The organism is Pseudomonas sp. R1-6 (assembly GCF_051132115.1).
Lineage (GTDB): Bacteria > Pseudomonadota > Gammaproteobacteria > Pseudomonadales > Pseudomonadaceae > Aquipseudomonas.
The window spans coordinates 829,411-855,102 of sequence record NZ_CP071662.1; the positions used below are offsets into that span (position 1 = coordinate 829,411).

Here is a 25,692-nt window from a genome sequence, read left to right on the forward strand (position 1 = left end):
TCCGCAGGCCGGACCGGCGTTTGTCGGTAGGGGCGTGGCTGGTATACTCGCCGCGTTTTTTCAGCCCTGGTGTGAGACTCAATGGAACGCTTTATCGAAAATGCAATGTACGCCTCCCGTTGGCTGCTGGCGCCGATCTACTTCGGGCTGTCTCTGGGCTTGCTGGCCCTGGCGCTGAAATTCTTCCAGGAAGTCTTTCACGTCATCCCCAACGTGTTTTCCATGGCCGAGTCCGAGCTGATCCTGGTACTGCTGTCGCTGATCGACATGGCGCTGGTGGGCGGTTTGCTGGTCATGGTGATGATCTCCGGCTACGAGAATTTCGTCTCGCAACTGGACATCGATTCCGACAAGGAAAAGCTCAACTGGCTGGGCACGATGGACTCTTCATCCCTGAAGATGAAGGTGGCCGCGTCGATCGTAGCCATCTCTTCCATCCATTTGTTGCGTATCTTCATGGATGCCAAGAATGTCGATCCCGACCACCTGATGTGGTACGTGATCATCCACATGACGTTCGTGGTGTCGGCCTTCGCCATGGGGTATCTGGACAAGCTGACCAAGCACTGAGGTTCGTCACGCGCTGCGGCATCTGTGCTAGTCTGCTCGCCCTTTTGGTTCCGGGCGCTCCGGGAGGCGCTGTGTACGCACGGCAACTTCCCGGGCCGTCCGCACAGCGGAGCAGCATCATGTCCGAAGTTAACCTGTCCACCGACGAAACACGCGTCAGCTACGGCATTGGCCGTCAGTTGGGCGACCAACTGCGCGACAATCCGCCACCGGGCGTGAGCCTGGACGCGATCCTGGCCGGCCTGACCGACGCGTTCGCCGGCAAGCCAAGCCGCGTGGGCCAGGACGAGATGTCCGCCAGCTTCAAGGTCATCCGTGAAATCATGCAAGCGGAAGCCGCCGCCAAGGCTGAGGCCGCTGCGGGCGAAGGTCGTGCGTTCCTGGCTGAAAATGCCAAGCGCGAAGGCATCACCACCCTGGCCTCCGGCCTGCAATTCGAAGTGCTGACCCAGGGTGAAGGCGCCAAGCCGACCCGTGAAGACCAGGTGCGCACCCATTACCACGGCACCCTGATCGACGGCACTGTGTTCGACAGTTCCTACGATCGTGGCCAGCCAGCCGAATTCCCGGTAGGCGGCGTGATTCCTGGCTGGACCGAGGCGCTGCAACTGATGAACGCCGGCAGTAAATGGCGTTTGTACGTGCCTAGCGAGCTGGCCTACGGCGCCCAGGGCGTTGGCAGCATCCCGCCGCACAGCGTGCTGGTGTTCGACGTCGAGCTGTTGGACGTATTGTAAGACCCTGTCCGGTTTTTACAGCCGGACAAAAAACTGTGGGAGCGAGCCGCACCATCGCTCCCACAGGTTCTCCCATAGGTTATTTATGCTCATCCATGGAATCTGCCGCTAAAATCACCCGTTGGGCGCAACGCCCGGGCGTAGCAGAACAGGAACAGGTTTCGCACCAACTCCTTTAGCACCAGCGGTTCGCTGGAGTTGAGGCTGTTGAGGTCCAGATCCCCCTGGTCCTGCAGCTCATTCAAGGCTTCTTCTTCAAGCACCGCACAGACTTCCCCGGTTTCCCGGTGCAGGATCCTCAGGTAGGGATGTGGACGGTCCAGCCAGGCATCGATCAAATAAGTCATGGTTCTCATCTCCTTGATGGGTTCGATGAGAATAATTCTTATTCGCTAAATAGCAAGTCTCTATTGGCGCAACGGTTTTTTTTCTGACGATGGGTTGTGAAAGCCCAAGCGGGTTGGAATCCCGTGGGGTCGCACAAAAATAGGGTTGGGGAGGGGGAAGGCAAGCACCATCCCACGCGGGGCATGGGATGGGAAATACAACAGATTCAGACTTTTCTGACGAACTCGGATTTAAGCTTCATCGGGCCGATGCCGTCGATCTTGCAGTCGATATCGTGATCGCCATCGCATAGGCGGATGTTCTTGACCTTGGTGCCAACCTTGACCACCAGGGAAGTGCCCTTGACCTTGAGGTCCTTGATCACGGTAATGGTATCGCCGTCCTGCAGGACGTTGCCGACCGAATCCTTCTTCACGATGTCGTCGGATGGCGCTTGCGCTTCGCCGCCGGCGGACCATTCATGGGCGCACTCCGGGCAGACCAGCTGGGTACCGTCTTCGTAGGTGTATTCGGAATTGCATTTCGGGCAGGGAGGCAACGTGCTCACTAAGGTTCCTTGGTATCAGGAGGACAAAAGGGCGCACATTGTATAGGGTTTTAAGTCAAAGGGGGCAGCGCAGTGAAATACCCCTGTGGCGCAAGCTCGCTCCCACAGGGCTTTTGTCATCAATGGGTGCGGGCGACCGCAAACTCGCTCAGTTCCACCAGCGCATCGCGGTACTCGCTGGCCGGTAGGGCGTCGAGGCACTTGATTGCGCGGGCGACGTAGTCCTGGGCCAATTTCGCGGTGTATTCCAGCGATCCGGAAGCTTCGACCGCGATCCGGATGCTCTCTAGGTCCTCGATCCCGCCTTTCTGGATCGCCTGGCGTACCAAAGCTGCCTGTTCAGGCGTGCCTTCACGCATGGTGTAGATCAGCGGCAGGGTCGGCTTGCCTTCGGCCAGGTCGTCACCGACGTTCTTGCCCAGGGTCTCGGCGTCGCCCTTGTAGTCCAGCAGGTCGTCCACCAGCTGGAAGGCCACGCCCAGGTGGTCGCCAAAGGTGCGCAGGGCTTCGCTCTGCTCGCTGGTGGCACCGGCCAGGGCGGCGGCGCTGTGGGTCGAGGCTTCGAAGAGCATCGCGGTCTTGCCGCGAATGACCTCCATGTAGGTTTCTTCGGTGGTGCTGGCATCGCGCACCTTGGACAACTGCAGCACTTCGCCTTCGGCGATGATGCGCGTGGCCTGGGACAGGATCTTCATTACCGGCATCGAGCCCAGCTCGACCATCATTTCGAACGAGCGCGAGTACAGGAAGTCACCCACCAGCACGCTCGGGGCGTTGCCCCACATGGCGTTGGCGGTCGAACGGCCACGGCGCATGCCGGACATGTCGACGACGTCGTCATGCAGCAGGGTCGCGGTGTGCAGGAATTCGATGGTGGCGGCGAGCAGGCGCATGTCGTCGCCTTCGCGACCCAGTGCCTTGCCGCACAGTAGCACCAATAAAGGACGCAGGCGCTTGCCGCCGGCCGACGTGATGTAGTCGCCGATTTTCGATACCAGCGGCACGCGGGACGTCAGCTGCTTCTTGATGATACCGTCGACGGCACTAAAATCGTCCGCCACTGCGCGGTAGAAAGCTTGGGGTTGCATCAGCGACAGGCGCTCCAGAAGGGTTGCGCGGCATGCTAGGACCCACGTCCGCAGGTGTCAAGGCGCATGCTTCTACAGTGCGGGGCGGCCACTTGCAAGGCTCGGTCAGCTTGCGTACAATCGCGCACCCTGAACTTCCTGGGCAGCACCTGCCTTACGCAATTGCATCCGGGCCTTCCAGCCCATGCAGCCATGCCAGCCAATACCTCTTCTTATAAAGCGCTGGGTGAGCAGGATTATCGGAGAAATACCATGTCGTATGCAGTAATCGTTACTGGTGGCAAGCAATACAAGGTCGCCCCAGGTGAATACCTGAAGATCGAAAAACTGGAAATCGCTACCGGCGAATCCGTGACTTTTGATCGCGTTCTGTTGGTCGCCAATGGCGATGACGTGAATATCGGCGCTCCAGTCGTTGCTGGCGCTACCGTTGTGGCTGAAGTGATCTCCCAAGGTCGTCACGATAAAGTCCGCATCATCAAGTTCCGTCGTCGTAAGCACCACATGAAGCGTATGGGCCACCGCCAGTGGTACACCGAGATCAAAATCACCGGTATTCAGGCTTAATTTCAGCCTAATTCCTCACTAGGAGAATTGAACTCATGGCACACAAAAAAGCTGGTGGTAGTACCCGTAACGGTCGCGACTCAGAAGCCAAACGCCTTGGCGTGAAGATGTATGGCGGCCAGGCTATCAAAGCGGGCAACATCATCGTGCGTCAGCGCGGCACCCAATTCCACGCTGGCTACGGCGTTGGCATGGGTAAGGATCACACCCTCTTCGCTAAAATCGAAGGCGTGATCAAGTTCGAAGTAAAAGGCGCCTTCGGTCGTCGTTACGTAAGCGTTATCGCAGCTTAATTGCGAGACCGCTGGAAAAGCCCTGTCTTGCGACGGGGCTTTTTCGTTTGTGGGGTGAGTCTCTTGCAAAACTGTTTGTATGGGCTGTCGGCGCTGCGGTTGGGGCGTGTTTTGAGGTCGCTGCGCTCATTTTTGCAAGAGTCTTATGTCTTGTTTTTTTCGGCTCGTCCGTACGGCGAGAGGCGTGTGTCATGAAGTTTGTTGATGAAGTATCGATTCGAGTAAAGGCTGGCGACGGCGGCAATGGCTGCATGAGTTTCCGTCGGGAAAAATTCATTGAAAACGGTGGCCCCAACGGTGGTGACGGGGGCGACGGCGGCTCGATCTACATGCTCGCCGATGAAAACCTCAATACCCTGGTGGACTACCGTTACACCCGGCACTTCGATGCCGAGCGTGGCTCCAACGGTGGCAGCACCGACTGCACCGGCAAGAAGGGCGAAGACCTGATCCTGCGCGTGCCGGTCGGTACCACGGTGATCGATTCCGCCACCCAGGAAGTCATCGGCGACCTGACCAAGGCCGGCCAGCGTTTGCTGGTGGCCCATGGTGGCTGGCACGGTCTGGGCAACACCCGTTTCAAATCCAGTACCAACCGCGCGCCGCGCCAGACCACGCCAGGCAAGCCCGGCGAACAGCGTGACCTGAAGCTGGAAATGAAAGTGTTGGCCGATGTGGGTCTGTTAGGTCTGCCGAATGCCGGTAAAAGTACCTTCATTCGCTCGGTGTCGGCGGCCAAGCCTAAAGTGGCCGACTACCCGTTCACCACCCTGGTGCCAAACCTGGGCGTGGTCAGTGTCGACCGTTGGAAAAGCTTCGTGATCGCCGACATTCCGGGGCTGATCGAAGGCGCTTCCGAGGGTGCCGGCCTGGGCATTCGCTTCCTCAAGCACTTGTCCCGTACCCGCCTGTTGCTGCACCTCGTCGACATGGCGCCTCTGGATGAAACCAGTGCTGCCGATGCTGCCGAGGTCATCGTCAACGAGCTGACCAAGTTCAGCCCGGCCCTGGCCGAGCGCGACCGTTGGCTGGTGCTGAACAAGTGCGACCAGATCCTCGAGGAAGAGCACGAGGAGCGGGTCAAGGAGATCGTCGATCGCCTGGAGTGGGAAGGTCCGGTCTACGTGATCTCGGCCATCGCCAAGGAAAACACCGAGCGTCTGTGCCACGACATCATGCGTTACCTGGAAGATCGCGCCGATCGCCTGGCCAACGACCCGGCCTACAAGGAAGAGCTGGCCGAGCTCGACCAGCGCATCGAAGACGAGGCGCGCGCCCAGTTGCAGGCGCTGGACGACCAGCGTGCCTTGCGCCGCAGTGGCGTCAAGTCGGTCCATGACATCGGTGACGACGATTGGGACGAAGAAGATGTGGATGACGAGGACGGCCCGGAGATCATCTACGTCCGCGATTGATCTTGTGCTGATGCCGGCCGCTTGAAGGCAAAACCTGTGGGAGCGAGCAGGCTCGCTCCCACAAGGATTCTCGTGTGGCTGGCATTAACTGGTCCAGGGCGGTGTTATCATCGCAGCCAGCCGGTTTCCAAGGCGCCGCTCAAACGAGCGGCGTTTTGGTATCTGTAAAACGCAAATACGAATAATCCCATGGGCGGCGCTGGGTCGCGCCGTTCGCTGGCAAAGGTTGAAGAAAATGCGGAGCAAGGTGACGGGTGCGCAGCGCTGGGTCGTCAAGATCGGCAGCGCACTGCTGACGGCGGATGGCAAGGGCCTGGATCGCACGGCTATGGCGGTGTGGGTCGAACAGATGGTGGCCTTGCATGAGGCGGGTGTCGAGTTGGTGTTGGTCTCTTCCGGGGCCGTGGCTGCCGGCATGAGTCGCCTGGGCTGGACGTCGCGACCCAGCGCGATGCATGAGCTGCAAGCTGCCGCCGCCATCGGCCAGATGGGCCTGGTCCAGGCTTGGGAGTCGAGCTTCGCCGAGCATGGCCGCCACACGGCGCAGATCCTGCTGACCCATGACGACCTGTCCGACCGCAAGCGCTACCTCAATGCCCGCAGTACGTTGCGGGCGTTGGTCGAGCTGAAGGTTATCCCGGTTATCAACGAGAACGACACGGTGGTCACCGACGAAATCCGTTTTGGCGACAACGACACCCTGGCCGCGCTGGTGGCGAACCTGGTGGAGGCGGATCTGCTGGTGATCCTCACGGATCGCGACGGCATGTTCGATGCCGATCCACGCAACAATCCCGACGCCAAGCTGATCTACGAGGCCCGCGCCGATGATCCGGCGCTGGATGCCGTGGCGGGTGGCACCGGCGGGGCTTTGGGGCGTGGCGGCATGCAGACCAAGCTGCGCGCGGCGCGCCTGGCGGCCCGCTCTGGGGCGCATACGATTATCGTGGGTGGTCGGCTGGAACGTGTATTGGATCGCCTGAAGGATGGCGAGCGTATCGGAACATTGTTGTCGCCCGAGCGCGGCATGCTGGCGGCACGCAAGCAATGGCTGGCCGGGCATCTGCAAACCCGTGGCACCTTGGTGCTGGATGCGGGGGCGGTGTCGGCCTTGTCCCAGGGCAACAAGAGTTTGCTGCCAGTGGGCGTGAAGCTGGTCCAGGGCAGTTTTCGTCGCGGCGAGATGGTGGTATGCGTCGCGCCGGACGGTCGCGAAATCGCCCGCGGTCTGGCCAACTACAGCGCGTTGGAAGCGCAGAAAATCATCGGCCAGTCGTCTGATGCGATCGTCGGCTTGTTGGGTTACATGGCGGAGCCCGAATTGGTCCACCGTGACAACCTGATCCTCGTCTAAGGAAAAAACATGGGTATGGCAAAAGGATTGATCGGTTTGCTACTGGCACTGCCGCTGCTGGCTTCGGCCGAGGAAATCGGCCAGGTCTCGACGGTGTTCAAGTTTGTCGGGCCGAACGATCGGATCGTGGTCGAGGCGTTTGACGATCCCAAGGTGGACGGCGTGACCTGTTACCTGTCGCGGGCCAAGACCGGTGGTGTAAAAGGCGGTCTAGGCCTGGCCGAAGATCGCGCCGAGGCGTCCATCGCCTGTCGGCAGGTCGGGCCCATCAGCTTCAAGGGCGACCTCAAGGACGGCGAAGAGGTGTTCCGCGAGCGCACTTCGTTGGTGTTCAAGACCATGCAGGTGGTGCGGTTCCTCGACAAGAAGCGCAATACGCTGGTGTATCTGGTCTATAGCGATCGCGTGATCGAGGGCAGCCCGCAAAATGCGGTGACGGCGATTCCGATCCTGCCGTGGGCTCGGGCTCAATAACCTACGCTCAATGCCCCTGTGTGGGAGCGAGCTTGCCTCGCGAATATGGTGTGTCAGGTGGCATCAATGCTGCTGGCAGACAGCATTCGCGAGCAAGCTCGCTCCCACAGTTTTTTTGCTGTGTGGTTGATAAATCGCAGGCAATAAAAAACCGACCCTGAGGTCGGTTTTTTAACGAGCGCGTCGCTTAGGCAGCAGCGGCAACGTTCAAGGCCTTTACGTGGCCATTCAGGCGGCTCTTATGGCGAGCAGCCTTGTTCTTGTGGATGATGCCTTTATCGGCCATGCGGTCGATAACTGGCACAGCCAGAACGTAAGCAGCTTGTGCTTTTTCAGCGTCTTTTGCGTCGATGGCCTTGACTACATTCTTGATGTAGGTACGGACCATGGAACGCAGGCTGGCGTTGTGGCTGCGACGCTTCTCAGCCTGTTTTGCACGTTTTTTGGCGGAAGGTGAGTTGGCCACCGTCGAGCTCCTCGAAAGACTTTTTAGGAAATAGCAAACAAAATAGGCCGCGAATCATGCCGATGAGTTGAGGTCTTGTCAAGGGCGGGTGACACGTTCCGCTGAATGGCAGGTGCGGCGCACCGAATGATTTCTTTCCGGCGTGCGACCTGTAAACTCGCGGGCTTTGGCGCTGTGCTGTTTAGCGGCGCGGAGTATCGCACAAGTGGGCGCATTGTTCGCCTGCTGTTTATCGACAGGCAAAAACTCTTTTCATGAATCTGCTTAAATCGTTGGCTGCCGTCAGCTCTATCACGATGCTTTCCCGTGTCCTGGGATTCGTTCGCGATACGCTGATCGCCCGGATATTCGGTGCCGGAATGGCCACCGACGCCTTCTTCATTGCGTTCAAATTGCCCAACCTGCTGCGGCGAATCTTTGCCGAAGGGGCTTTTTCCCAGGCCTTCGTGCCGATCCTGGCGGAATATAAAAGCCAGAAGGGCGACGAGGCGACCCGCACCTTCATCGCCTATGTAACGGGGTTGCTGACGCTGGTGTTGGCACTTGTCACGGCCGCCGGCATGCTCGCCGCGCCTTGGGTGATCTGGGCCACCGCGCCAGGGTTCACCGACACGCCGGAAAAATTCCAGCTCACCTCGGATCTGTTGCGGGTGACCTTTCCTTATATATTGCTGATTTCACTGTCGTCGCTGGCCGGGGCGATCCTCAATACCTGGAACCGCTTTTCGGTGCCGGCCTTCGTGCCGACGCTGCTCAATGTCAGCATGATCGTGTTTGCGTTGTTCCTGACGCCGTATTTCGATCCACCGGTAATGGCCCTGGGATGGGCGGTATTGGTGGGTGGCCTGGCGCAGTTGCTCTATCAACTGCCGCACCTGAAGAGGATCGGCATGCTGGTGCTGCCGCGGCTGAACCTGCGCGACAGCGGCGTGTGGCGCGTCATGAAGCAGATGCTGCCGGCGATTCTCGGTGTCTCGGTGAGTCAGATCTCGCTGATCATCAACACCATTTTTGCCTCGTTTCTGGTGGCTGGCTCGGTGTCGTGGATGTACTACGCCGACCGCTTGATGGAGTTGCCGTCCGGCGTGCTGGGCGTGGCGCTGGGCACGATTCTGCTGCCGACCCTGGCCAAGACCTACGCCAGCCAGGATCGCCATGAGTACTCGCGGATCCTCGATTGGGGCCTGCGCCTGTGCTTCGTGCTGGTCCTGCCTTGCGCGCTGGCGTTGGGGATCCTCGCCGAGCCGCTGACCGTTTCCTTATTCCAGTACGGTCAATTCAATGCATTTGATGCCCTGATGACGCAGCGGGCACTGATTGCCTATTCGGTGGGGCTGCTCGGGATCATCGTGATCAAGGTCCTTGCGCCAGGTTTCTATGCCCAGCAGAACATCCGCACGCCGGTGAAGATCGCGGTCTTCACGCTGGTGATGACCCAACTGTTCAACCTGTTGCTCATCGGTCCCCTGGCCCATGCCGGCCTGGCCTTGGCAATCAGTGCAGGGGCCTGCCTCAACGCTGGGCTGCTGTTCTATCAACTGCGCAAGCAGAAGATGTATCAACCGCTGCCGGGCTGGGGCAAGTTCGGCCTCAAGCTGCTGGTCGCCGTGACGGTGATGTCGGCGGTATTGTTGGCCGGGATGCACTTCATGCCGGCTTGGGGCGAAGGGCAGATGCTCGAGCGTTTCCTGCGCCTGGGCGTGTTGGTCGTGGCGGGCGTGGTGGCGTATTTCGGCATGTTGCTGCTGATGGGGTTCCGTTTGCGCGACTTCAATCGCAAAGCCTTGAACTGAGCACCTGCTCTGTATGATCACGGGCCCGACGGCGGTTTTGTCGGTTCGATCACTTTGGGTTACGGTGTTGCCTGTCACCGACCGCCGGGTGTGGTTATAATCGGCCACTTTATGAGCAAGAAGCGCGTTATGCAGCTGGTTCGAGGCCTTCACAACCTGCGTCCCCGCCATCGGGGCTGTGTCGCCACCATTGGCAACTTCGACGGTGTCCACCGTGGTCACCAGGCTATCCTGGCGCGGCTGCGCGAGCGTGCGCTGGAATTGGGCCTGCCCAGCTGCGTGGTGATCTTCGAGCCGCAGCCCCGGGAGTTTTTCGCCCCGGACACCGCTCCGGCCCGCTTGGCGCGGCTGCGGGACAAGCTGCAGCTGCTGGCCGCCGAAGGCGTCGACCGGGTCCTGTGCCTGGCCTTCAACCAGCGCCTGAGCAAACTCAGTGCCGCCGAATTCGTCGATACCATCCTGGTGGATGGTCTCGATGTGAAACACTTGGAAGTCGGCGATGACTTCCGTTTTGGCTGTGATCGGTCCGGAGATTTTGATTACCTGCAACAGGCAGGTATCGCCCAGGGCTTCACGGTTGAAGCGGCGCAGACCGTCGAGATGGACGGTTTGCGCGTCAGCAGCACCCAGGTCCGCAACGCCTTGGCGGCCGCCGACTTCGAATTGGCCGAGCGCTTGCTCGGCCGGCCGTACCGGATTGCCGGGCGGATCCTGCATGGGCAGAAACTGGCGCGCCAATTAGGCACGCCAACGGCCAACGTGCAGCTCAAGCGCCGTCGTGTGCCGCTCACCGGGGTGTTCCTGGTGAGTGTCGACATCGATGGCAAGACCTGGCCCGGCGTCGCCAATATCGGTGTACGGCCGACGGTCCAGGGAGATGGCAAGGCCCATCTCGAAGTACACATTCTGGATTTTGCCGGCGATCTGTATGACCGGCGTTTGACGGTGGTTTTCCACCAGAAGCTGCGTGAAGAGCAGCGTTTTGCCTCTCTGGAGGCGCTCAAGACGGCGATCCATGCAGATATCGCCGCCGCCCGTGCCCTTGTCGCAACCAGCGCCAATCGCTAATGAAGAGCCTTAAATGACCGACTATAAAGCCACGCTAAACCTTCCGGACACCGCCTTCCCAATGAAGGCCGGCCTGCCTCAGCGCGAACCACAGATTCTGCAGCGTTGGGACAGCATTGGCCTGTACGGAAAGTTGCGCGAAATTGGCAAGGATCGTCCGAAGTTCGTCCTGCACGACGGCCCTCCGTACGCCAACGGCACCATCCACATCGGTCACGCGCTGAACAAGATTCTCAAGGACATGATCATCCGCTCCAAGACCCTGTCGGGTTTTGACGCGCCGTATGTCCCGGGCTGGGACTGCCACGGCCTGCCGATCGAGCACAAGGTCGAGGTGACCCACGGCAAGAACCTGGGCGCGGACAAGACCCGCGAGTTGTGCCGTGCCTATGCCACCGAGCAGATCGAAGGGCAGAAATCCGAATTCATCCGCCTCGGCGTGTTGGGCGACTTCGCCAACCCGTACAAGACCATGAGCTTTGCGAACGAAGCCGGCGAAATCCGTGCCTTGGCGAAAATCGTCGAGGGTGGCTTCGTGTTCAAGGGCCTCAAGCCCGTGAACTGGTGCTTCGATTGCGGTTCGGCCCTGGCCGAGGCGGAAGTCGAGTACGAAAACAAGAAGTCCTCGACCATCGACGTCGCATTCCCGATCGCCGATGAAGACAAGCTCGCCGCCGCGTTCGGCCTGGGCAAGCTGGCCAAGCCGGCGGCTATCGTGATCTGGACCACCACCCCGTGGACCATCCCGGCCAACCAGGCGCTGAACGTCCACCCGGAATTCAACTACGCCCTGGTCGATGTCGGTGACAAGCTGCTGGTGTTGGCCGAAGAGCTGGTCGAATCCTGCCTGGCCCGTTACGGCCTCGAAGGTTCGGTGGTTGCCACCGCGCCAGGTTCGGCGTTGGAACTGATCAATTTCCGCCATCCGTTCTACGACCGTCTGTCGCCGGTGTACCTGGCCGACTACGTGGAACTGGGCGCGGGCACCGGCGTGGTTCACTCCGCGCCGGCCTATGGCGTTGACGACTTCGTGACCTGCAAGAAATACGGCATGGTCAACGATGACATCCTCAACCCGGTGCAGAGCAATGGCGTGTACGTGCCGTCGCTGGAATTCTTCGGCGGCCAGTTCATCTGGAAAGCGAACCCGGCCATCGTCGACAAGCTGACCGAAGTCGGCGCGCTGTTGCACACCACCGTCATCGAGCACAGCTACATGCACTGCTGGCGCCACAAGACCCCGCTGATCTACCGTGCCACGGCGCAGTGGTTCATCGGCATGGACAAGCAGCCCACCAGCGGCGACACCCTGCGCCAGCGTTCGCTCAAGGCTATCGAAGAGACCCAGTTCGTGCCGGCCTGGGGCCAGGCGCGCCTGCACTCGATGATCGCCAACCGTCCGGACTGGTGCATCTCTCGCCAGCGCAACTGGGGCGTGCCGATTCCGTTCTTCCTGAACAAGGAAAGCGGCGAGCTGCACCCGCGTACTGTCGAGCTGATGGAACAAGTTGCCCAGCGCGTCGAAGCCGAAGGCATCGAAGCCTGGTTCAAGCTGGACGCCGCCGAGCTGCTGGGCGACGAAGCGCCGCTGTACGACAAGATCAGCGACACCCTGGACGTCTGGTTCGACTCCGGCACCACCCACTGGCACGTGCTGCGCGGTTCACACCCGATGGGCCACGAGACCGGCCCGCGCGCCGACCTGTACCTGGAAGGTTCGGACCAGCATCGCGGCTGGTTCCACTCGTCCTTGCTGACCGGTTGCGCCATCGACAACCACGCGCCGTACCGCGAGCTGCTGACCCACGGCTTCACCGTCGACGAGTCCGGCCGCAAGATGTCCAAGTCCCTGGGCAACGTGATCGCGCCGCAGAAAGTCAACGACACCCTCGGCGCTGACATCATGCGCTTGTGGGTTGCGTCCACCGATTACTCCGGCGAGATGGCGGTTTCCGAGCAGATCCTGCAACGCAGCGCCGACGCCTACCGGCGAATCCGTAACACCGCGCGTTTCCTGCTCTCGAACCTGACCGGCTTCAACCCGGCCACCGACCTGTTACCGGCCGAAGACATGCTCGCCCTGGATCGCTGGGCCGTGGACCGTACCTTGCTGCTGCAACGCGAATTGCAGGAACACTACGGCGAATACCGTTTCTGGAACGTCTACTCCAAGATCCACAACTTCTGCGTGCAGGAGCTCGGTGGTTTCTACCTCGACATCATCAAGGATCGCCAGTACACCACCGGCGCCAACAGCAAGGCGCGCCGTTCCTGCCAGACCGCGCTGTTCCACATCAGCGAAGCGCTGGTGCGCTGGATCGCGCCGATCCTGGCGTTCACCGCCGATGAGCTGTGGGAATACCTGCCGGGCGAGCGCAATGAGTCGGTGATGCTCAACACCTGGTACGAAGGCCTGACCGAACTGCCGCAAGGCTTCGAGCTGGACCGTGCGTACTGGGATCGAGTGATGGCGGTCAAGGCAGCGGTCAACAAGGAAATGGAAATTCAGCGGGCGGCCAAGGCCGTCGGCGGCAACCTGCAGGCCGAAGTGACGCTCTACACCGAAGACGCCCTGGGCGCCGACCTGGCGAAACTGGGCAACGAGCTGCGCTTCGTGCTGATCACCTCCACCGCCAGTGTCGCGCCGTTGGCGCAGGCGCCGGCCGATGCTGTGGTCACCGAAGTGAGTGGCCTGAAGCTCAAGGTGGTCAAGTCGAGCTTCGTCAAATGCGCCCGTTGCTGGCACTGCCGTGAAGACGTCGGCGTGAACCCGGAGCATCCGGAAATCTGCGGTCGTTGCGTCGACAACATCAGCGGCACAGGCGAGGTTCGCCACTATGCCTAATGTGGCGGGCCGTTTCGGGCGGCTGGGCTGGCTCTGGTTGAGCGTGCTGGTGCTGGTGATCGACCAGGCCAGCAAGTACTACTTCGAGGGGTCGTTGACCCTGTACCAGCAGATCGTGGTCATTCCTGACTACTTCAGCTGGACCCTGGCCTACAACACCGGTGCAGCGTTCAGCTTCCTGGCCGACAGCTCGGGCTGGCAGCGCTGGCTGTTCGCGCTGATCGCCGTGGTGGTCAGCGCCGTGCTGGTGGTCTGGCTCAAGCGCCTGGGGCGTGACGAAACCTGGCTGGCGGTGGCGCTGGCCTTGGTCCTGGGTGGGGCGCTGGGCAATCTCTACGATCGGATTGCCTTGGGCCACGTCGTCGATTTCATCCTGGTGCATTGGCAGAATCGCTGGTACTTCCCCGCGTTCAACTTTGCCGACAGCGCCATCAGCGTGGGCGCCGTGATGCTCGCCCTGGATATGTTCAAGAGCAAGAAAACCGGAGAAGCCGTCCATGACTGAGCAGCGTATCGCTCAAAACACCGAAGTGAAGCTTCACTTCGCCCTGCACCTGGAAAACGGCGACACGGTCGACAGCACTTTCGACAAGGCGCCGGCGGTGTTCAAGGTCGGCGACGGCAACCTGCTGCCGGGCTTCGAGGCGGCGCTCTTCGGTTTCAAGGCCGGCGACAAGCGCACCGTGGTCGTTCCACCGGAAAATGCCTTTGGTCAGCCCAACCCGCAAAACGTGCAGACCATGCCACGCTCGCAATTCCAGGACATGGAACTGTCCGAGGGCCTGCTGGTGATTTTCAACGATGCGGCCAACGCCGAGCTGCCGGGTGTGGTGAAGGCTTTCGACGATGCCCAGGTGACGGTGGACTTCAACCATCCATTGGCGGGCAAGACCTTGAGTTTCGAAGTGGAAATTCTTGAGGTCAAGGCGGTTTAAGGTTTAACGGCAATTATCGCCCCCACAATACCTGTGGGAGCGAGCCTGCTCGCGAAAGCTGAGTCACAGTCGCCATCGAGTTGACTGATCCACCGTATCGCGAGCCGGCTCGCTCCCACAGACACGAGGCACAGCATGCAAATCAAACTCGCCAACCCCCGTGGCTTCTGCGCTGGCGTGGACCGGGCGATCGAAATCGTCAACCGCGCCCTGGAAGTCTTCGGGCCTCCGATCTACGTGCGCCATGAAGTGGTGCACAACAAGTTCGTCGTCGAGGACCTGCGCAGTCGCGGGGCCATTTTCGTCGAGGAACTGGACCAGGTGCCGGACGACGTCATCGTGATCTTCAGTGCCCACGGCGTTTCCCAGGCGGTGCGTACCGAAGCCGCCGGTCGCGGCCTGAAGGTGTTCGACGCCACATGCCCATTGGTCACCAAGGTTCACATCGAGGTGGCCCGCTACAGTCGTGACGGTCGCGAATGCATCCTGATCGGGCACGAGGGCCATCCGGAAGTTGAAGGCACCATGGGCCAGTATGACGCCAGCAACGGCGGCGCCATCTATCTGGTCGAGGACGAGGAAGACGTGGCGGCCTTGCAGGTGCGCAATCCTGAAAAGCTCGCTTTCGTCACCCAGACCACTCTGTCCATGGACGACACCAGTCGGGTCATCGATGCCTTGCGTTCGCGCTTTCCGGCTATCGGCGGACCACGCAAGGATGACATCTGCTACGCGACCCAAAACCGTCAGGACGCGGTCAAGCAACTGGCCAACGAATGCGATGTGGTCCTGGTGGTCGGCAGCCCGAACAGCTCCAACTCCAATCGCTTGCGCGAACTGGCCGAGCGCATGTCCACCCCGGCCTACCTGATCGATGGTGCCGAAGACATGCAGCGCAGCTGGTTCGACGGCGTCGAGCGGATCGGCATCACCGCCGGTGCTTCCGCGCCGGAAGTCCTGGTACGTGGCGTAATCGAGCAGTTGCAGGCCTGGGGCGCCACCGGGGCTGACGAGCTGGCCGGTCGCGAGGAAAACATTACGTTTTCGATGCCGAAGGAACTGCGCGTCCGCTCCCTGCTTTAAGTCCTTTTGCGCACAGGGCCTGTTCGGCTTCGATACTTTCCAGACGGACGCGGCCGGAGGGCGCCAATATCACCTGGTGATGGCTGACCGGTTCGCGCTTGGCGCAGACATGCAGGGTGCCGGCCTGGAAAGAGCCATTGAGGTGCAGCGCTTCCCCCTGGCTGCCGAATCTCACCCTGCGTTTGACCGTCGAGTTGCCGATCACCCGAGCGTGTGCGCTGCGCTCCATCAGCAAGGTTTTCTCCTTGTTGTCCAGCGTGATCCGCCAGCCTTTACCCCAATCGTTGTCTATTCCTTGTATCAGCACCCGGCGGTTGCGCGTGATGGCTTCGCTGCGGGCGCTGCGCAACCCGCTGAGCAGCAACTGCGCCGTATCCTCGCGCTGCATGGATTCGATCAGCTCTTTGCAGCTTGTGCCGGCCCATGGCAGAACAATCGCGGCAATTGCCAGTCCCATGAGCAGTTCGAGCAGGCTGAAGCCTTGTTGGTACATGACGTCTCCTCCCTGGAGAGTATGAAGCGGCGCGATTGGCAGGAAGCATGTTGTGGCGAGAGAGCAAGCTCCCTCGCCACAAGCGGTGGTTTGTTCTAGCGTTGTAGAAGCAGGTATAGCCGACGGCAACGGAGGGCATCGATGGATCTTCGTACAAAAGGTTTCACGCTGATCGAGCTGCTGGTGGCCCTCGGTGTGCTGTTGATCCTGATCACCATGGCGGTGCCGTCGTTCACCGGGTCGCTGCAAAGCAGCAAGGCCGATACCGAGATCGGCGACTTGCGCCGTGCCTTGAACTTCGCGCGAATGGAAGCGATCAATCGTGGCATTACCACGCGAATTCGTCCCACGACGCAGGGCGGAGCCTGGAGTGGTGAGTTGACCGTGTATGACAGCACCGGCAATCCGGCCAATGTATTGCGGGTTGTTCCAGCGATGGGCAGCGGCGTGACTCTGACGCTAACCTCAGATGTGACCAGTATCGATTTCAACAACCTGGGCGGATTATCGGCACCGGCCACGCCGGTGAGTTTCAGTTACGTACGGGGGGCGCAGAGCAGGACGCTCAGTGTTTGCCTCAATGGACGAATTGTATTGGATGGAAGTTGCGGATGAAGGGTTGCAGTAGACGGGCACAGGAGGGCATGACGCTGATCGAGGTGCTGGTGGCGGTGCTGATCCTTGGCGTGGGCCTGTTGGGGGCGGCGATGGTCCAGCTCAATGCGCTCAAGTACACCGACAGCTCGCGCATGACCAGCCAGGCCAGCTTCATCGCCTACGACCTGATGGACCGTATCCGCGCCAATTCAGCCGCCGACTACACCATCACGCCGCCCAGCTCACCCAATTTCAGCGTGGCCCGGGACCAGGACCTGTACGACTTCAAGACCAACATCGTCGCCTTCGGCGGCGCCACGGCCACGGGCACTGTCGCGCTGAATCAGCGGGTCTACACCATCACTGTTTCCTGGGACGATGCCCGGGCCGCCAACACGACAAACACAGCGCAGGCCAGGCGTAGCTTCGTATTGACCAGCCGTGTCGCCGTCGACCCGGTGGCGACGCCACCATGAATAGAAGCAACCGGGGATTCGGCCTGATTGAATTGATGATCGCGCTGGTGATCAGCCTGGTCGTGGTGTTGGGCGTCGTGCAGATTTTCATCTCGGCCAAGAACACCTATGTCAGCCAGAACGCTGCGGCGGTGATGCAGGAGGACGCACGGTTTGCCTTGAGCAAGATGATCCAGGAGATTCGCATGGTGGGCATGTTTGGCTGCCTGGCGACCATCACCGATGCCTCTTCGAACAATGATTTCGCCGCCAGCCAGCTCACCCCCATTCGCTGGGACAACGCCAACCGAAGGTTGACCCTGGTGACGGCCGACATCGGCAACAGCGGCGGCACGCCGGCCTGGACGATCATTTCCGACTGCCGTAACACGGCGACCGCCTACACCGGGGCGCGATTACCGGCGAGCGGACAATTGGCTTTTCCGATTCGTCGTTTGATCTACGGTTTCAGCAACAATCAACTGCTCCTGGGCAGTGGCCGCGGCAACCCGACCATGGCGGTGCTGGTGGACAACGTGCGGGCGTTCGACGTGACCTTTGGCGTGGCCGACAGTGCGACGGATATCGCGGCCACCAACTACAGCGCCAACCCGACCGACCCGGCGCTGATTCGCAGCGTGCGCTTGACACTGACGTTGTTCGATCCGAGGAACAGCGTGCGCGACCAGACCTTCAACGTGGTTGCCGCCTTGCGCAACCGGCTGCCATGAGGGAGCGACCGATGACTTCGACAGGCCTCGGACATCGCCAGCGCGGCATGGCATTGCTGGTCAGCCTGGTTTTTTTGCTGCTATTGACGCTGATCGGCCTGTCGTCGATGCAGAGCGCCACGCTCCAGGAAAAAATGACCGGCAGCGTCATGCAGCGCAACCAGTCGTTCCAACTGGCCGAGGCTGCGCTGAGGGTGGGGGAAAGCGCTGTGCAGGTCGAGACGTATTCATTGCCGGTCTGTAGCACCCCGGCACAATGTGCTCCACCGGCCGAGTCGGCGACGGTGACAGGCGCGGGGCGTAATTCGTCGTCGGGGGTGCTCTGGGTGGCCGCCGCGGGCGGCTTTTATGGCGTGCAGAATATCGGCACGACCCTTGCGGCAGTCAACGTGCCGGTCAATACCTCGGCGACGTTGTATCGGATCACTGCGGTGGCTGTAGTGGGCAACAATCAGCGCAGCGTGGTGGAGAGCATCTATGCGAAGTATTAGGGCGTTGCTCGGTTCGTTGTGGGGGGCGTTGCTCAGCCTTTACCTGGCGGCGCCGGTCTATGGCTTCACGCCTTCGGAGTCGCCTCTGTTGAGCGCGGCGGCGGTGACGCCCAACGTGATGCTGCTGATCGATGATTCCGGGAGCATGAACAACATCATCTGGGCCGCCGGCTTTGATCCGGCGGTGACGCAGACGCGCACCTTTGCATGTAACTCCAGTAACAACTGCAACGACAGGTATGAGCTGGATCAGGACGATTCGAACATTCTGTTGGTGAGCCTGTTGCGGGGCGGCTGCTTGTCTGGCTGGTACGGCTTCTATCGGACCGGCATCGGGCGAATCTGTCTGCGACTGCCAGATCCGGTGGGCGGGGGTAATACCCGTTACGCGGGGAAGTACCTGGCCTATCTGGTAACCCTGGCCAACGGTGCCAGCCGGGACTTCACCACGGGGACGATTCCCAACGATTATCGCATCAACGTTGCACGGGATGTCTCGACCGACCTGGTCGCCAACAACCGCGCCCTGCGCATTGGCCTTGCCACCTTCAACCCGCCCAACAGCAGCAACTCCGGCCCGGGCGGCTACATTGCCCGGGCCATCAGCGATCTTTCTTCAGTCAGTGGCAGCGTGACCCAGGCCCAGGCCAACAATAACTACAGCGCCTTGATCAACGCCATCAACGGCTTGGGCGCCGTTGCCAACACGCCTTTGGCCGAAAGTTATTACGAAGTCACCCGCTATTTCCGAGGCATGGCGCCGTATTACAACGGTACACCCAGCACCTATACCAGCCCGATCCAATACCGATGCCAGAAGAACTTTGGCGTGGTGATCACGGATGGCCTACCCACCTATGACCGCACGTTTCCAACCAACGACCCCCTAGGGGGCAACCGCTTGCCGAACTGGGATGGCATCAGTACCAACGATGGTGCCAGCTCCAGCGGCGATGCGGAGGGCGACACGCTTTATCTGGATGACATCGCCAAGTTCGCCTTCGACATTGACATGCGCACCACAGGCACCGATGTCACGGGCAAGAGCTGGGATGGGGCCGAGTTTCGCCGGCAGTACCTCAACACTTATACCGTAGGGTTTGCCGTTACTAACCAGATGCTTTCCGACGCCGCTCGCTATGGTGCGGGCAAATATTATCCGGCCACCGACAGCGAGGGCTTGAACTCGGCGCTGTCATCGGCCCTCAGCGACATCACCTCCAAGGCCGGTTCGGGAGGCGGCGGCACCAGCAATGGCGCCACGCTCTCAAGCACCTCCAGTTACTACCAGACCACCTATGACCCCAGGGATTGGCGCGGGACCATCAAGGCGTTCGGTTTCAACTCCACCGGGACGGTCAACACGGCGGCGGTTCAATGGACCACCGACACCGCTATCGTGCCCGGCGCGACGGCGCCGATCTATCAGTCCTGGAGCACCGCCACCAACGTGCCGGTAACCCTGGCCTACGGGAACTTCTCCCCGGCTCAGCAGACCAGCCTGAGCCAGGGGCTGCCTACAGGGGTCACCGGCAACGATTTGGTGGAATGGAGCAAGGGCATCAACAAGACCGGGCTGAAAGCGCGCAGCGCCTTGCTCGGGGACATCATCAATTCACCGCTGCTGCTGGCTTCGCCCAACGACCAGACCGCCTCCGACCTGGTGAATGACACCAGCTACAGCGCCTACCTGACGACCAAGGCGGCGAACATGAACGCCAGCCTGGTGGTGAACGCCAACGATGGTTTCTTCAGCGTCATCAACAGTACGAACGGCACCCGGCGTTACGCTTACATGCCATCGAGCGTCCTGCCGTCGTTGCAGCTCATCGCCGACCCTAGCTACGTCAACGGCGTAAGCCACAAATTCCTGGTGGATGGGCAGCTCGGCGTTTTTGATGCACAGCTGGGCTCCGTCTGGAAAACCCTTGCCCTGGGCGGAACCGGCGCGGGTGGCCGGGCTTTTTATGCGGTGCAATTGTTCGATGCATCGGCGGGCAACGCGATTCGGGCGTTGTGGGAAATCAGCGCGCCGACGGTCGCCAACACAGCACACCCCTTCAATGACCTGGGCTACGCCTACGCACGCCCCGAAGTGGCACGGTTGGCGGATGGCCGTTGGGCCGCGTTTATCTCCAATGGTTACGGCAGCAACACCGGTGTGGCCGCGCTGTACGTGGTGGATATTCGCGACGGTTCGCTGATCCGGAAAATCATCGTCAACAGCAGCGAAACCAATAACGGGCTGTCGTCGGTCAAGCTTCGGGTCAATTCCCAGAATGTGGTTCAGGCCGCCTATGGCGGTGACCTGAGAGGACGGATGTGGAAATTCGACCTCAGTGGTACCTCACCGAACACCTGGGGCCTGGCATTCGCCGGTCAGCCATTGTTCACCGCCCCCGGCGGGACGACCCAGCCGATTACCGCCCAACCTTTGCTGGCGGAAAACCCTCAGGGCGGCATTCAAGTGTTTTTCGGCACGGGCAAATTCAACGAGTCCGTGGACAAGCTCAACAAGGATCTGCAGGGATTCTATTCAATCTGGGACGCCACTGGCGGCACGGGGCAGATCACCGTCTCGAGCCTGCAAGCCCAGTCAATCACGGGTATCTTTTCCGGCGCTACGGGGCAGTTCATAACGACCAGCGAGACCGACGTGGCCTATCCCACGAAAAAAGGCTGGTATCTGCCGCTGACATACAACAATGCGCTCACCGGCGAGCGTGTCATCAATCCGGCCAACCTGGTACTTGGTCGCGTTGTCTTCACCACGGCCGCCGTGGACACCACCGACCCATGCGCCAGCTTCGGTACCGGCAAATTGATCGAAGTGGATGCGTTCAACGGTAAGATGCTCAACTATGCGGTACTCGATACCAATAACGATGGTTCGCTCAACAGCCTCGACACGATTTCCGCCGGCGTGGTGTTCACGGGCGGGATCCCGACCCTAAGCGCGGTGGTCAGTGCCAACGGGGCTACTAATATGATCGTGAACGACTCCGGTGGTGGTATCACCGATCTGCTGGGCAAAGCCGTCGGCGGCAGCCGCCGCATCATGTGGCGACAAATACAGTGAGAGGCAAGGCATGCACAGATCCAACCGAGGTTTCACCTTGATCGAAATCATGATTGTCATCGCGATCATCGGTATCGTGATCACCATCGGCTACCCGAGTCTGACCGAATACATTAAAAAGGCCCGGCGTACCGAGATTGCCTCGCTGCTGTCGGAGCAGGCGCAGATCCTCGAGCGTCACTACTCGAAGAACAACGTCTATTCCAACGCGACCGGCCTGAGCACTGGGAATGACTTCTACACCATTATCCCTACGACCTTGACGGACCAGACCTTCACGTTGACGGCCGCGCGCAGGAGCGGCTCGTCCATGGCCGCGGACAAGTGCGGTGATTTCACGATCAACAACACGGGCAAGCGGGACATCACGAACGCCGCTGCCGGGGTGACCGTCAAGGACTGTTGGGGCCGCTGAGTTTTCTATTGATGGGCGCGGCGTTGCGCCCTTTGTCTAATGAGTCGAAACAGAACATGACCAGGCAACAGCAAGTGGTGATCGTCGGCGGTGGGGTGATTGGCCTGCTGACCGCATTCAATCTGGCCTGCGAGGGGCAGCGCGTCGTGCTGCTGGATCGCTCCGGCGTTGGGCAGGAGTCATCCTGGGCGGGTGGCGGTATCGTTTCGCCGTTGTACCCGTGGCGTTATAGCCCGGCGGTCACCGCGCTGGCCCATTGGTCACAGGATTTTTATCCACAGCTGGGCGAGCGCTTGTTTGCCGCCACCGGGATTGATCCACAGGTGCATGTCACCGGGCTGTATTGGCTCGACCTCGATGACCAGGACGAAGCGCTGGCCTGGGCCGAGCGGGAAGGGCGTCCGTTGCGCGCCGTGGATATCTCGGCGGTTCACGACGCCGTGCCGGTGCTGGGCTCAGGGTTTTCCCGGGCGATCTACATGGCCGACGTGGCTAACGTGCGTAATCCCCGGCTGGTGAAATCCCTCAAGGCCGCGTTGGCAGCGCTGCCCAACGTCACGCTCCATGAGCACTGCGAAGTCCGGGGATTCATACGCGACGGTGAGCGCGTGGTGGGAGTGGACAGCTCGGCTGGAGCGATTCACGGCGATCAAGTGGTATTGGCGGCTGGCGCCTGGAGTGGCGAGCTGCTCAAGACATTGGGCTTGAAGTTACCGGTCGAACCGGTGAAGGGGCAGATGATCCTGTACAAATGCGCGGAGGATTTTTTGTCGAGCATGGTCCTGGCCAAGGGGCGCTACGCAATTCCACGTCGTGATGGGCACATCTTGGTTGGCAGTACGCTGGAGCGTGAGGGCTTTGACAAGACGCCGACCGATGCCGCGCTGGAGAGCCTCAAGGCTTCGGCGGTGGCGCTTATTCCTGAGCTTGCCGATGCCGAAGTGGTTGGGCACTGGGCGGGGTTGCGGCCTGGGTCGCCGAAAGGGATTCCCTATATTGGCGAAGTGCCGGGGTTCGCGGGGCTTTGGTTGAACTGTGGGCATTATCGCAATGGGCTGGTGCTGGCGCCGGCTTCGTGTCGGTTGTTTGTGGATTTGATGTTGGGGCGCGAGCCGGTGGTTGATCCTGTGCCTTATGCGCCGGCTGGGCGGTTGTAGTTGTGATCGGGTACATATCCATATCTGCGGTAATGGCTGCTTAGGGTTCCGCCCTTACGGCGGGTCACTTTTTTCAGACGCCAAAAAAGTAACCAAAAAGGCTTTGCCCCACCACTCGGTGCCTCGCCTAGGCTCGGCATGCCTTCACTCCGGCCTTGCGCAGCGGGCCGCCGCGAAGGGCCATCCATGGCCCAGCGCGGCTACCTCGGCATCCATGCCGAGGTGCCCACTGCGCAAGGCCTGCGTTCAGCCATCGTGGTTAACGGGGCGCCTCAGATCAAAATCAAAATCAACGGCAGTCACACTCCAATCCAAATTGTGGGATTTGCGGTGGCCCACAAATCTGTAGATCGTCATCAAGCTAATGCGGGTCCGTCCGCTGTTGCTGTTGCTGTTGCTGTTGCTGTTGCTGTTGCTGTTGCTGTTGCTGTTGCTGTTGCTGTTGCTGTTGCTGTTGCTGTTGCTGTTGCTGTTGCTGTTGCTGTTGCTGTTGCTGTTGCTGTTGCTGCTGCTGTTGCTGTTGCTCTGCTTTTGCTGTTGCTCTGCTTTTGATTTTGATCTATACGCCCCGTTAAACCACGCTGGCCGAACGCAGGCATTGTGTAGTGGGCATTCCGGCATGGATGCCGGGATAGCCGCGCTGGGCCATGGATGGCCCTTCGCGGCGGGCCCACGGAGCAATGCCGGAGTGAGGGAACACCTCGCCTAAGCGAGGTGCCGAGTGGTGGGGCAAAAGCGCTTTGGTTACTTTCGCGCTTTTCGAAAGTGACCCGCCGTAAGGGCGGAACCCTAGGTAGCCGTTACCGCAAAAATGGATATATCCACTGCCCTCAGCCAACGAGCCTTTGTGGGAATGGTCGGCCAACCGCCTGACCCAAGCCGAATTATCCGACAAGGTCTGGCGGTTGTCGGGTGGGAAGAACTCTCGCTAACCTATTCCCGTCGCTGCCAATTCAGCGTCCGGGCGTCGCGGCCCGCTAACTTGGTAATCCATTCCTCTTTGGAGTACCGCAATGTATGGCAAGCCTTCTTTACCTTCAGAAAACAATAAAGCCTCTCCTGACGCCAGCCTTAACCCAGAAGGGCTCGATGAAGCCACCAAGCGCACCATCGACAAATCGCCCTGGGCGTACAGCAACTGATTGAACTGGGTGAATTGCTCGCCAATCGAGTGCTGGACGAGCAGGTACCGGTGACCGGGCGGTAGACGGCGCCTCTGCGGTAATCACAACCCATGTGGCGAGGGAGCTTGCTCCCGCTGGGCAGCGCAGCAGCCCCAACAGCAACGACTCGGTCCGCCTGATACAGCGAGGTGCCAGATTAGGGCTGCGTTGCAGCCCAGCGGGAGCAAGCTCCCTCGCCACGGGATGAGCATGAACCCCAAGCCTTGAGCTAATCCAACCCCAACTTCTTCAACCGATATCGCATCGATCGAAACGACAACTTCAATCGTTGTGCCGCCGCCGTGCGATTCCAGCGGGTTTCCTCCAGCGCCTGGAGGATGACCTTGCGTTCAACGTCTTCGAGGTAGTCTTCCAGGTTGTCGACCCGCACCAGGTCGGCATTGGCCACGTCGCCACCCGCGTAGCTCTCGGCAAGGCGCAGGTCATCGGCCTCGATCTGATGGTGTTCGCAAAGGGTATAGGCCCTTTCCAGCATGTTTTCCAATTCCCGCACGTTGCCCGGAAAACGATAGTTGCGCAGAGCCTCGAGTGCTTGTGGGTGCAGCTTCGCCACAGGGTTGCCAGTGCTGGCGGCCAGGCGCTGGAGCATGTGGTTGGCCAGGGGTTCGATGTCTTCACGGCGTTCGCGCAGGGGCGGGACGCGCAGTTCGATGACGTTCAGTCGGTAGTACAAATCCTGGCGAAAGCGCCCGGCGGCGACTTCAGCGTCCAGGTCTTTATGGGTGGCACAGAGGATTCGTACGTCCACCACTTCTTCCTGCTGGCCTCCGACGGCGCGAACGGCTTTCTCCTGGATGGCGCGCAAGAGTTTGACCTGCATCGCCAGCGGCAGGTCGGCCACTTCATCGAGGAACAGCGTTCCGCCGTGCGCGGCCTGGAACAGTCCGGGTTTGTCTTCGATGGCGCCGGTAAAGCTGCCTTTTCGATGGCCGAAAAACTCGCTTTCCATTAGCTCATTGGGAATCGCCCCACAATTGACAGGCACGAAGTGCTGACTGGCACGGGGCCCTTGCTCGTGGATCAGGCGGGCGACCAGTTCCTTGCCGCAACCCGATTCGCCGCTGATGTACACCGGCGCCTGGCAGCGGGCCAGTTTTTCGATGTGCTTGCGCACGCTGCGCATCGGTGGCGAATCGCCCAATAGACAGCGTTCGACGGTGGCGGCGGGCGGGATGGCCGCTGAAAGGCGCAGGGCGCTGCCGACCAGTTCCCGCAGGCGAGTCAGGTCCACGGGCTTGGTCAGGAAATCGAAGGCGCCGGCCTTGAGGGCGTCGATGGCGACGTCCAGGCTGCCGTAGGCGGTGATCATCGCCACGGGCAGTTGGGGATAACGTTTCTGGATATGTTTCACAAGTTCCAGGCCGGTGCCATCGGGCAGGCGCATGTCGGTCAGGCACAGGTCGAAGGCTTCGCCCGCCAGGGCGGATTGCGCCTCGGCCAGGTTCTTGGCGCTGCGGGTGTCGAGTTTCATCCTTCCCAGGGTCATTTCCAGGAGTTCGCGGATGTC

Annotated in this window: 28 protein-coding genes and 1 pseudogene; 23 read left to right on the forward strand and 6 right to left on the reverse strand. The window is 60.6% G+C overall.

Annotated elements, in window-relative coordinates; translation table 11 throughout:
• The first annotated feature begins 81 nt into the window (after window positions 1-81).
• Both J3P81_RS03820 and J3P81_RS03825 read left to right on the forward strand, forming a co-directional pair.
• On the forward strand, window positions 82-570 hold the full coding sequence (locus J3P81_RS03820) for a TIGR00645 family protein (RefSeq protein WP_420767651.1): 489 nt from the start codon (window positions 82-84) through the stop codon (window positions 568-570).
• A 119-nt stretch (window positions 571-689) separates the two neighbouring features.
• Complete coding sequence (locus J3P81_RS03825) at window positions 690-1,307, forward strand: FKBP-type peptidyl-prolyl cis-trans isomerase (RefSeq protein ID WP_003205746.1); 618 nt, start codon at window positions 690-692, stop codon at window positions 1,305-1,307.
• A gap of 89 nt (window positions 1,308-1,396) precedes the next feature.
• Here J3P81_RS03825 and J3P81_RS03830 read toward each other — a convergent pair whose 3' ends face one another.
• From J3P81_RS03830 to J3P81_RS03840, 3 genes are all read right to left on the reverse strand, one after another.
• Window positions 1,397-1,654, reverse strand: coding sequence for a PA4570 family protein (locus J3P81_RS03830; RefSeq protein WP_003205743.1), 258 nt, complete (start codon window positions 1,652-1,654; stop codon window positions 1,397-1,399).
• Window positions 1,655-1,860: 206 nt separating this feature from the next.
• Window positions 1,861-2,202, reverse strand: coding sequence for a zinc ribbon domain-containing protein YjdM (locus tag J3P81_RS03835; RefSeq protein WP_420767650.1), 342 nt, complete (start codon window positions 2,200-2,202; stop codon window positions 1,861-1,863).
• Window positions 2,203-2,321: 119 nt separating this feature from the next.
• Complete coding sequence (locus J3P81_RS03840) at window positions 2,322-3,290, reverse strand: polyprenyl synthetase family protein (protein ID WP_434562230.1); 969 nt, start codon at window positions 3,288-3,290, stop codon at window positions 2,322-2,324.
• Window positions 3,291-3,542: 252 nt separating this feature from the next.
• On the opposite strand from J3P81_RS03840, the gene rplU reads away from it, so the two are divergent.
• The 5 genes from rplU to J3P81_RS03865 all read left to right on the forward strand — a co-directional run bounded on the left by rplU (window position 3,543) and on the right by J3P81_RS03865 (window position 7,393).
• Window positions 3,543-3,857: a 50S ribosomal protein L21 gene (gene rplU / locus J3P81_RS03845; protein WP_003176051.1), complete on the forward strand. Its 315-nt coding sequence runs from the start codon at window positions 3,543-3,545 to the stop codon at window positions 3,855-3,857.
• Window positions 3,858-3,892: 35 nt separating this feature from the next.
• The gene (gene rpmA / locus J3P81_RS03850; protein ID WP_053153633.1) at window positions 3,893-4,150 is read left to right on the forward strand and encodes a 50S ribosomal protein L27; all 258 of its coding nucleotides are present in this window, start codon (window positions 3,893-3,895) and stop codon (window positions 4,148-4,150) included.
• 191 nt (window positions 4,151-4,341) lie between these two features.
• Entirely contained in the window at window positions 4,342-5,565 is a 1,224-nt protein-coding gene (gene cgtA / locus J3P81_RS03855; protein WP_039593902.1) for an Obg family GTPase CgtA, read from the forward strand.
• A 235-nt stretch (window positions 5,566-5,800) separates the two neighbouring features.
• Window positions 5,801-6,919, forward strand: coding sequence for a glutamate 5-kinase (gene proB / locus J3P81_RS03860; RefSeq protein ID WP_434562232.1), 1,119 nt, complete (start codon window positions 5,801-5,803; stop codon window positions 6,917-6,919).
• 9 nt (window positions 6,920-6,928) lie between these two features.
• Window positions 6,929-7,393, forward strand: coding sequence for a CreA family protein (locus J3P81_RS03865; RefSeq protein WP_420767647.1), 465 nt, complete (start codon window positions 6,929-6,931; stop codon window positions 7,391-7,393).
• A 187-nt stretch (window positions 7,394-7,580) separates the two neighbouring features.
• On the opposite strand, the gene rpsT is transcribed toward J3P81_RS03865, so the two are convergent.
• Window positions 7,581-7,859 (reverse strand): 30S ribosomal protein S20, encoded by a 279-nt coding sequence (gene rpsT / locus J3P81_RS03870; protein WP_020798646.1) that lies wholly within the window; start codon window positions 7,857-7,859, stop codon window positions 7,581-7,583.
• A gap of 254 nt (window positions 7,860-8,113) precedes the next feature.
• Here rpsT and murJ point away from each other — a divergent pair, with 254 nt between their 5' ends.
• The 6 genes from murJ to ispH all read left to right on the forward strand — a co-directional run bounded on the left by murJ (window position 8,114) and on the right by ispH (window position 15,583).
• Window positions 8,114-9,652 (forward strand): murein biosynthesis integral membrane protein MurJ, encoded by a 1,539-nt coding sequence (gene murJ / locus J3P81_RS03875; protein ID WP_434562234.1) that lies wholly within the window; start codon window positions 8,114-8,116, stop codon window positions 9,650-9,652.
• A gap of 129 nt (window positions 9,653-9,781) precedes the next feature.
• Entirely contained in the window at window positions 9,782-10,720 is a 939-nt protein-coding gene (gene ribF, locus J3P81_RS03880) for a bifunctional riboflavin kinase/FAD synthetase (protein WP_420767645.1), read from the forward strand.
• A gap of 13 nt (window positions 10,721-10,733) precedes the next feature.
• Window positions 10,734-13,565: an isoleucine--tRNA ligase gene (gene ileS / locus J3P81_RS03885; RefSeq protein ID WP_434562236.1), complete on the forward strand. Its 2,832-nt coding sequence runs from the start codon at window positions 10,734-10,736 to the stop codon at window positions 13,563-13,565.
• Window positions 13,558-14,070, forward strand: coding sequence for a signal peptidase II (gene lspA, locus J3P81_RS03890; protein ID WP_420767643.1), 513 nt, complete (start codon window positions 13,558-13,560; stop codon window positions 14,068-14,070). Before ileS ends, lspA begins: the two co-directional genes overlap by 8 nt.
• Window positions 14,063-14,500: an FKBP-type peptidyl-prolyl cis-trans isomerase gene (gene fkpB, locus J3P81_RS03895; protein ID WP_420767642.1), complete on the forward strand. Its 438-nt coding sequence runs from the start codon at window positions 14,063-14,065 to the stop codon at window positions 14,498-14,500. The genes lspA and fkpB overlap by 8 nt, the downstream gene beginning before the upstream one ends.
• A 135-nt stretch (window positions 14,501-14,635) precedes the next feature.
• Window positions 14,636-15,583, forward strand: a complete 948-nt coding sequence (ispH, locus tag J3P81_RS03900; RefSeq protein WP_420767641.1) for a 4-hydroxy-3-methylbut-2-enyl diphosphate reductase — start codon at window positions 14,636-14,638, stop codon at window positions 15,581-15,583.
• Here ispH and J3P81_RS03905 read toward each other — a convergent pair.
• Window positions 15,537-16,076: a GspH/FimT family pseudopilin gene (locus J3P81_RS03905; RefSeq protein WP_420767640.1), complete on the reverse strand. Its 540-nt coding sequence runs from the start codon at window positions 16,074-16,076 to the stop codon at window positions 15,537-15,539. The two genes, ispH and J3P81_RS03905, sit on opposite strands and share 47 nt — an antisense overlap.
• A 141-nt stretch (window positions 16,077-16,217) precedes the next feature.
• Here J3P81_RS03905 and J3P81_RS03910 point away from each other — a divergent pair, with 141 nt between their 5' ends.
• The 10 genes and pseudogenes from J3P81_RS03910 to J3P81_RS03955 all read left to right on the forward strand — a co-directional run bounded on the left by J3P81_RS03910 (window position 16,218) and on the right by J3P81_RS03955 (window position 24,208).
• Window positions 16,218-16,691, forward strand: coding sequence for a GspH/FimT family pseudopilin (locus tag J3P81_RS03910; RefSeq protein WP_420767639.1), 474 nt, complete (start codon window positions 16,218-16,220; stop codon window positions 16,689-16,691).
• Window positions 16,688-17,149, forward strand: a complete 462-nt coding sequence (pilV, locus tag J3P81_RS03915) for a type IV pilus modification protein PilV (RefSeq protein ID WP_434562238.1) — start codon at window positions 16,688-16,690, stop codon at window positions 17,147-17,149. Before J3P81_RS03910 ends, pilV begins: the two co-directional genes overlap by 4 nt.
• The gene (locus J3P81_RS03920; protein WP_420767637.1) at window positions 17,146-17,859 is read left to right on the forward strand and encodes a PilW family protein; all 714 of its coding nucleotides are present in this window, start codon (window positions 17,146-17,148) and stop codon (window positions 17,857-17,859) included. The genes pilV and J3P81_RS03920 overlap by 4 nt, the downstream gene beginning before the upstream one ends.
• Complete coding sequence (locus tag J3P81_RS03925) at window positions 17,856-18,350, forward strand: pilus assembly PilX family protein (RefSeq protein WP_420767636.1); 495 nt, start codon at window positions 17,856-17,858, stop codon at window positions 18,348-18,350. The genes J3P81_RS03920 and J3P81_RS03925 overlap by 4 nt, the downstream gene beginning before the upstream one ends.
• Window positions 18,337-21,429, forward strand: a complete 3,093-nt coding sequence (locus tag J3P81_RS03930) for a pilus assembly protein (protein WP_434562240.1) — start codon at window positions 18,337-18,339, stop codon at window positions 21,427-21,429. Before J3P81_RS03925 ends, J3P81_RS03930 begins: the two co-directional genes overlap by 14 nt.
• 10 nt (window positions 21,430-21,439) lie before the next feature.
• Window positions 21,440-21,844 (forward strand): type IV pilin protein, encoded by a 405-nt coding sequence (locus J3P81_RS03935; protein ID WP_434562242.1) that lies wholly within the window; start codon window positions 21,440-21,442, stop codon window positions 21,842-21,844.
• A gap of 56 nt (window positions 21,845-21,900) precedes the next feature.
• Window positions 21,901-23,001 carry a glycine oxidase ThiO gene (thiO, locus tag J3P81_RS03940; RefSeq protein ID WP_434562244.1) on the forward strand — a complete coding sequence of 367 codons (1,101 nt, stop codon included), beginning with the start codon at window positions 21,901-21,903 and terminating at the stop codon, window positions 22,999-23,001.
• 186 nt (window positions 23,002-23,187) lie between these two features.
• Window positions 23,188-23,286: pseudogene (locus tag J3P81_RS03945) on the forward strand (nucleoid-structuring protein H-NS); the annotation flags it as partial.
• A gap of 728 nt (window positions 23,287-24,014) precedes the next feature.
• Window positions 24,015-24,143 carry a hypothetical protein gene (locus J3P81_RS03950; protein ID WP_434562246.1) on the forward strand — a complete coding sequence of 43 codons (129 nt, stop codon included), beginning with the start codon at window positions 24,015-24,017 and terminating at the stop codon, window positions 24,141-24,143.
• A complete protein-coding gene (locus J3P81_RS03955) occupies window positions 24,140-24,208 on the forward strand; it encodes a hypothetical protein (RefSeq protein ID WP_434564077.1) in 69 nt (22 codons plus the stop codon). Before J3P81_RS03950 ends, J3P81_RS03955 begins: the two co-directional genes overlap by 4 nt.
• 185 nt (window positions 24,209-24,393) lie before the next feature.
• Here J3P81_RS03955 and J3P81_RS03960 read toward each other — a convergent pair whose 3' ends face one another.
• A complete protein-coding gene (locus tag J3P81_RS03960; RefSeq protein WP_434564078.1) occupies window positions 24,394-25,671 on the reverse strand; it encodes a sigma-54-dependent transcriptional regulator in 1,278 nt (425 codons plus the stop codon).
• Between the last annotated feature and the right edge of the window lie 21 nt (window positions 25,672-25,692).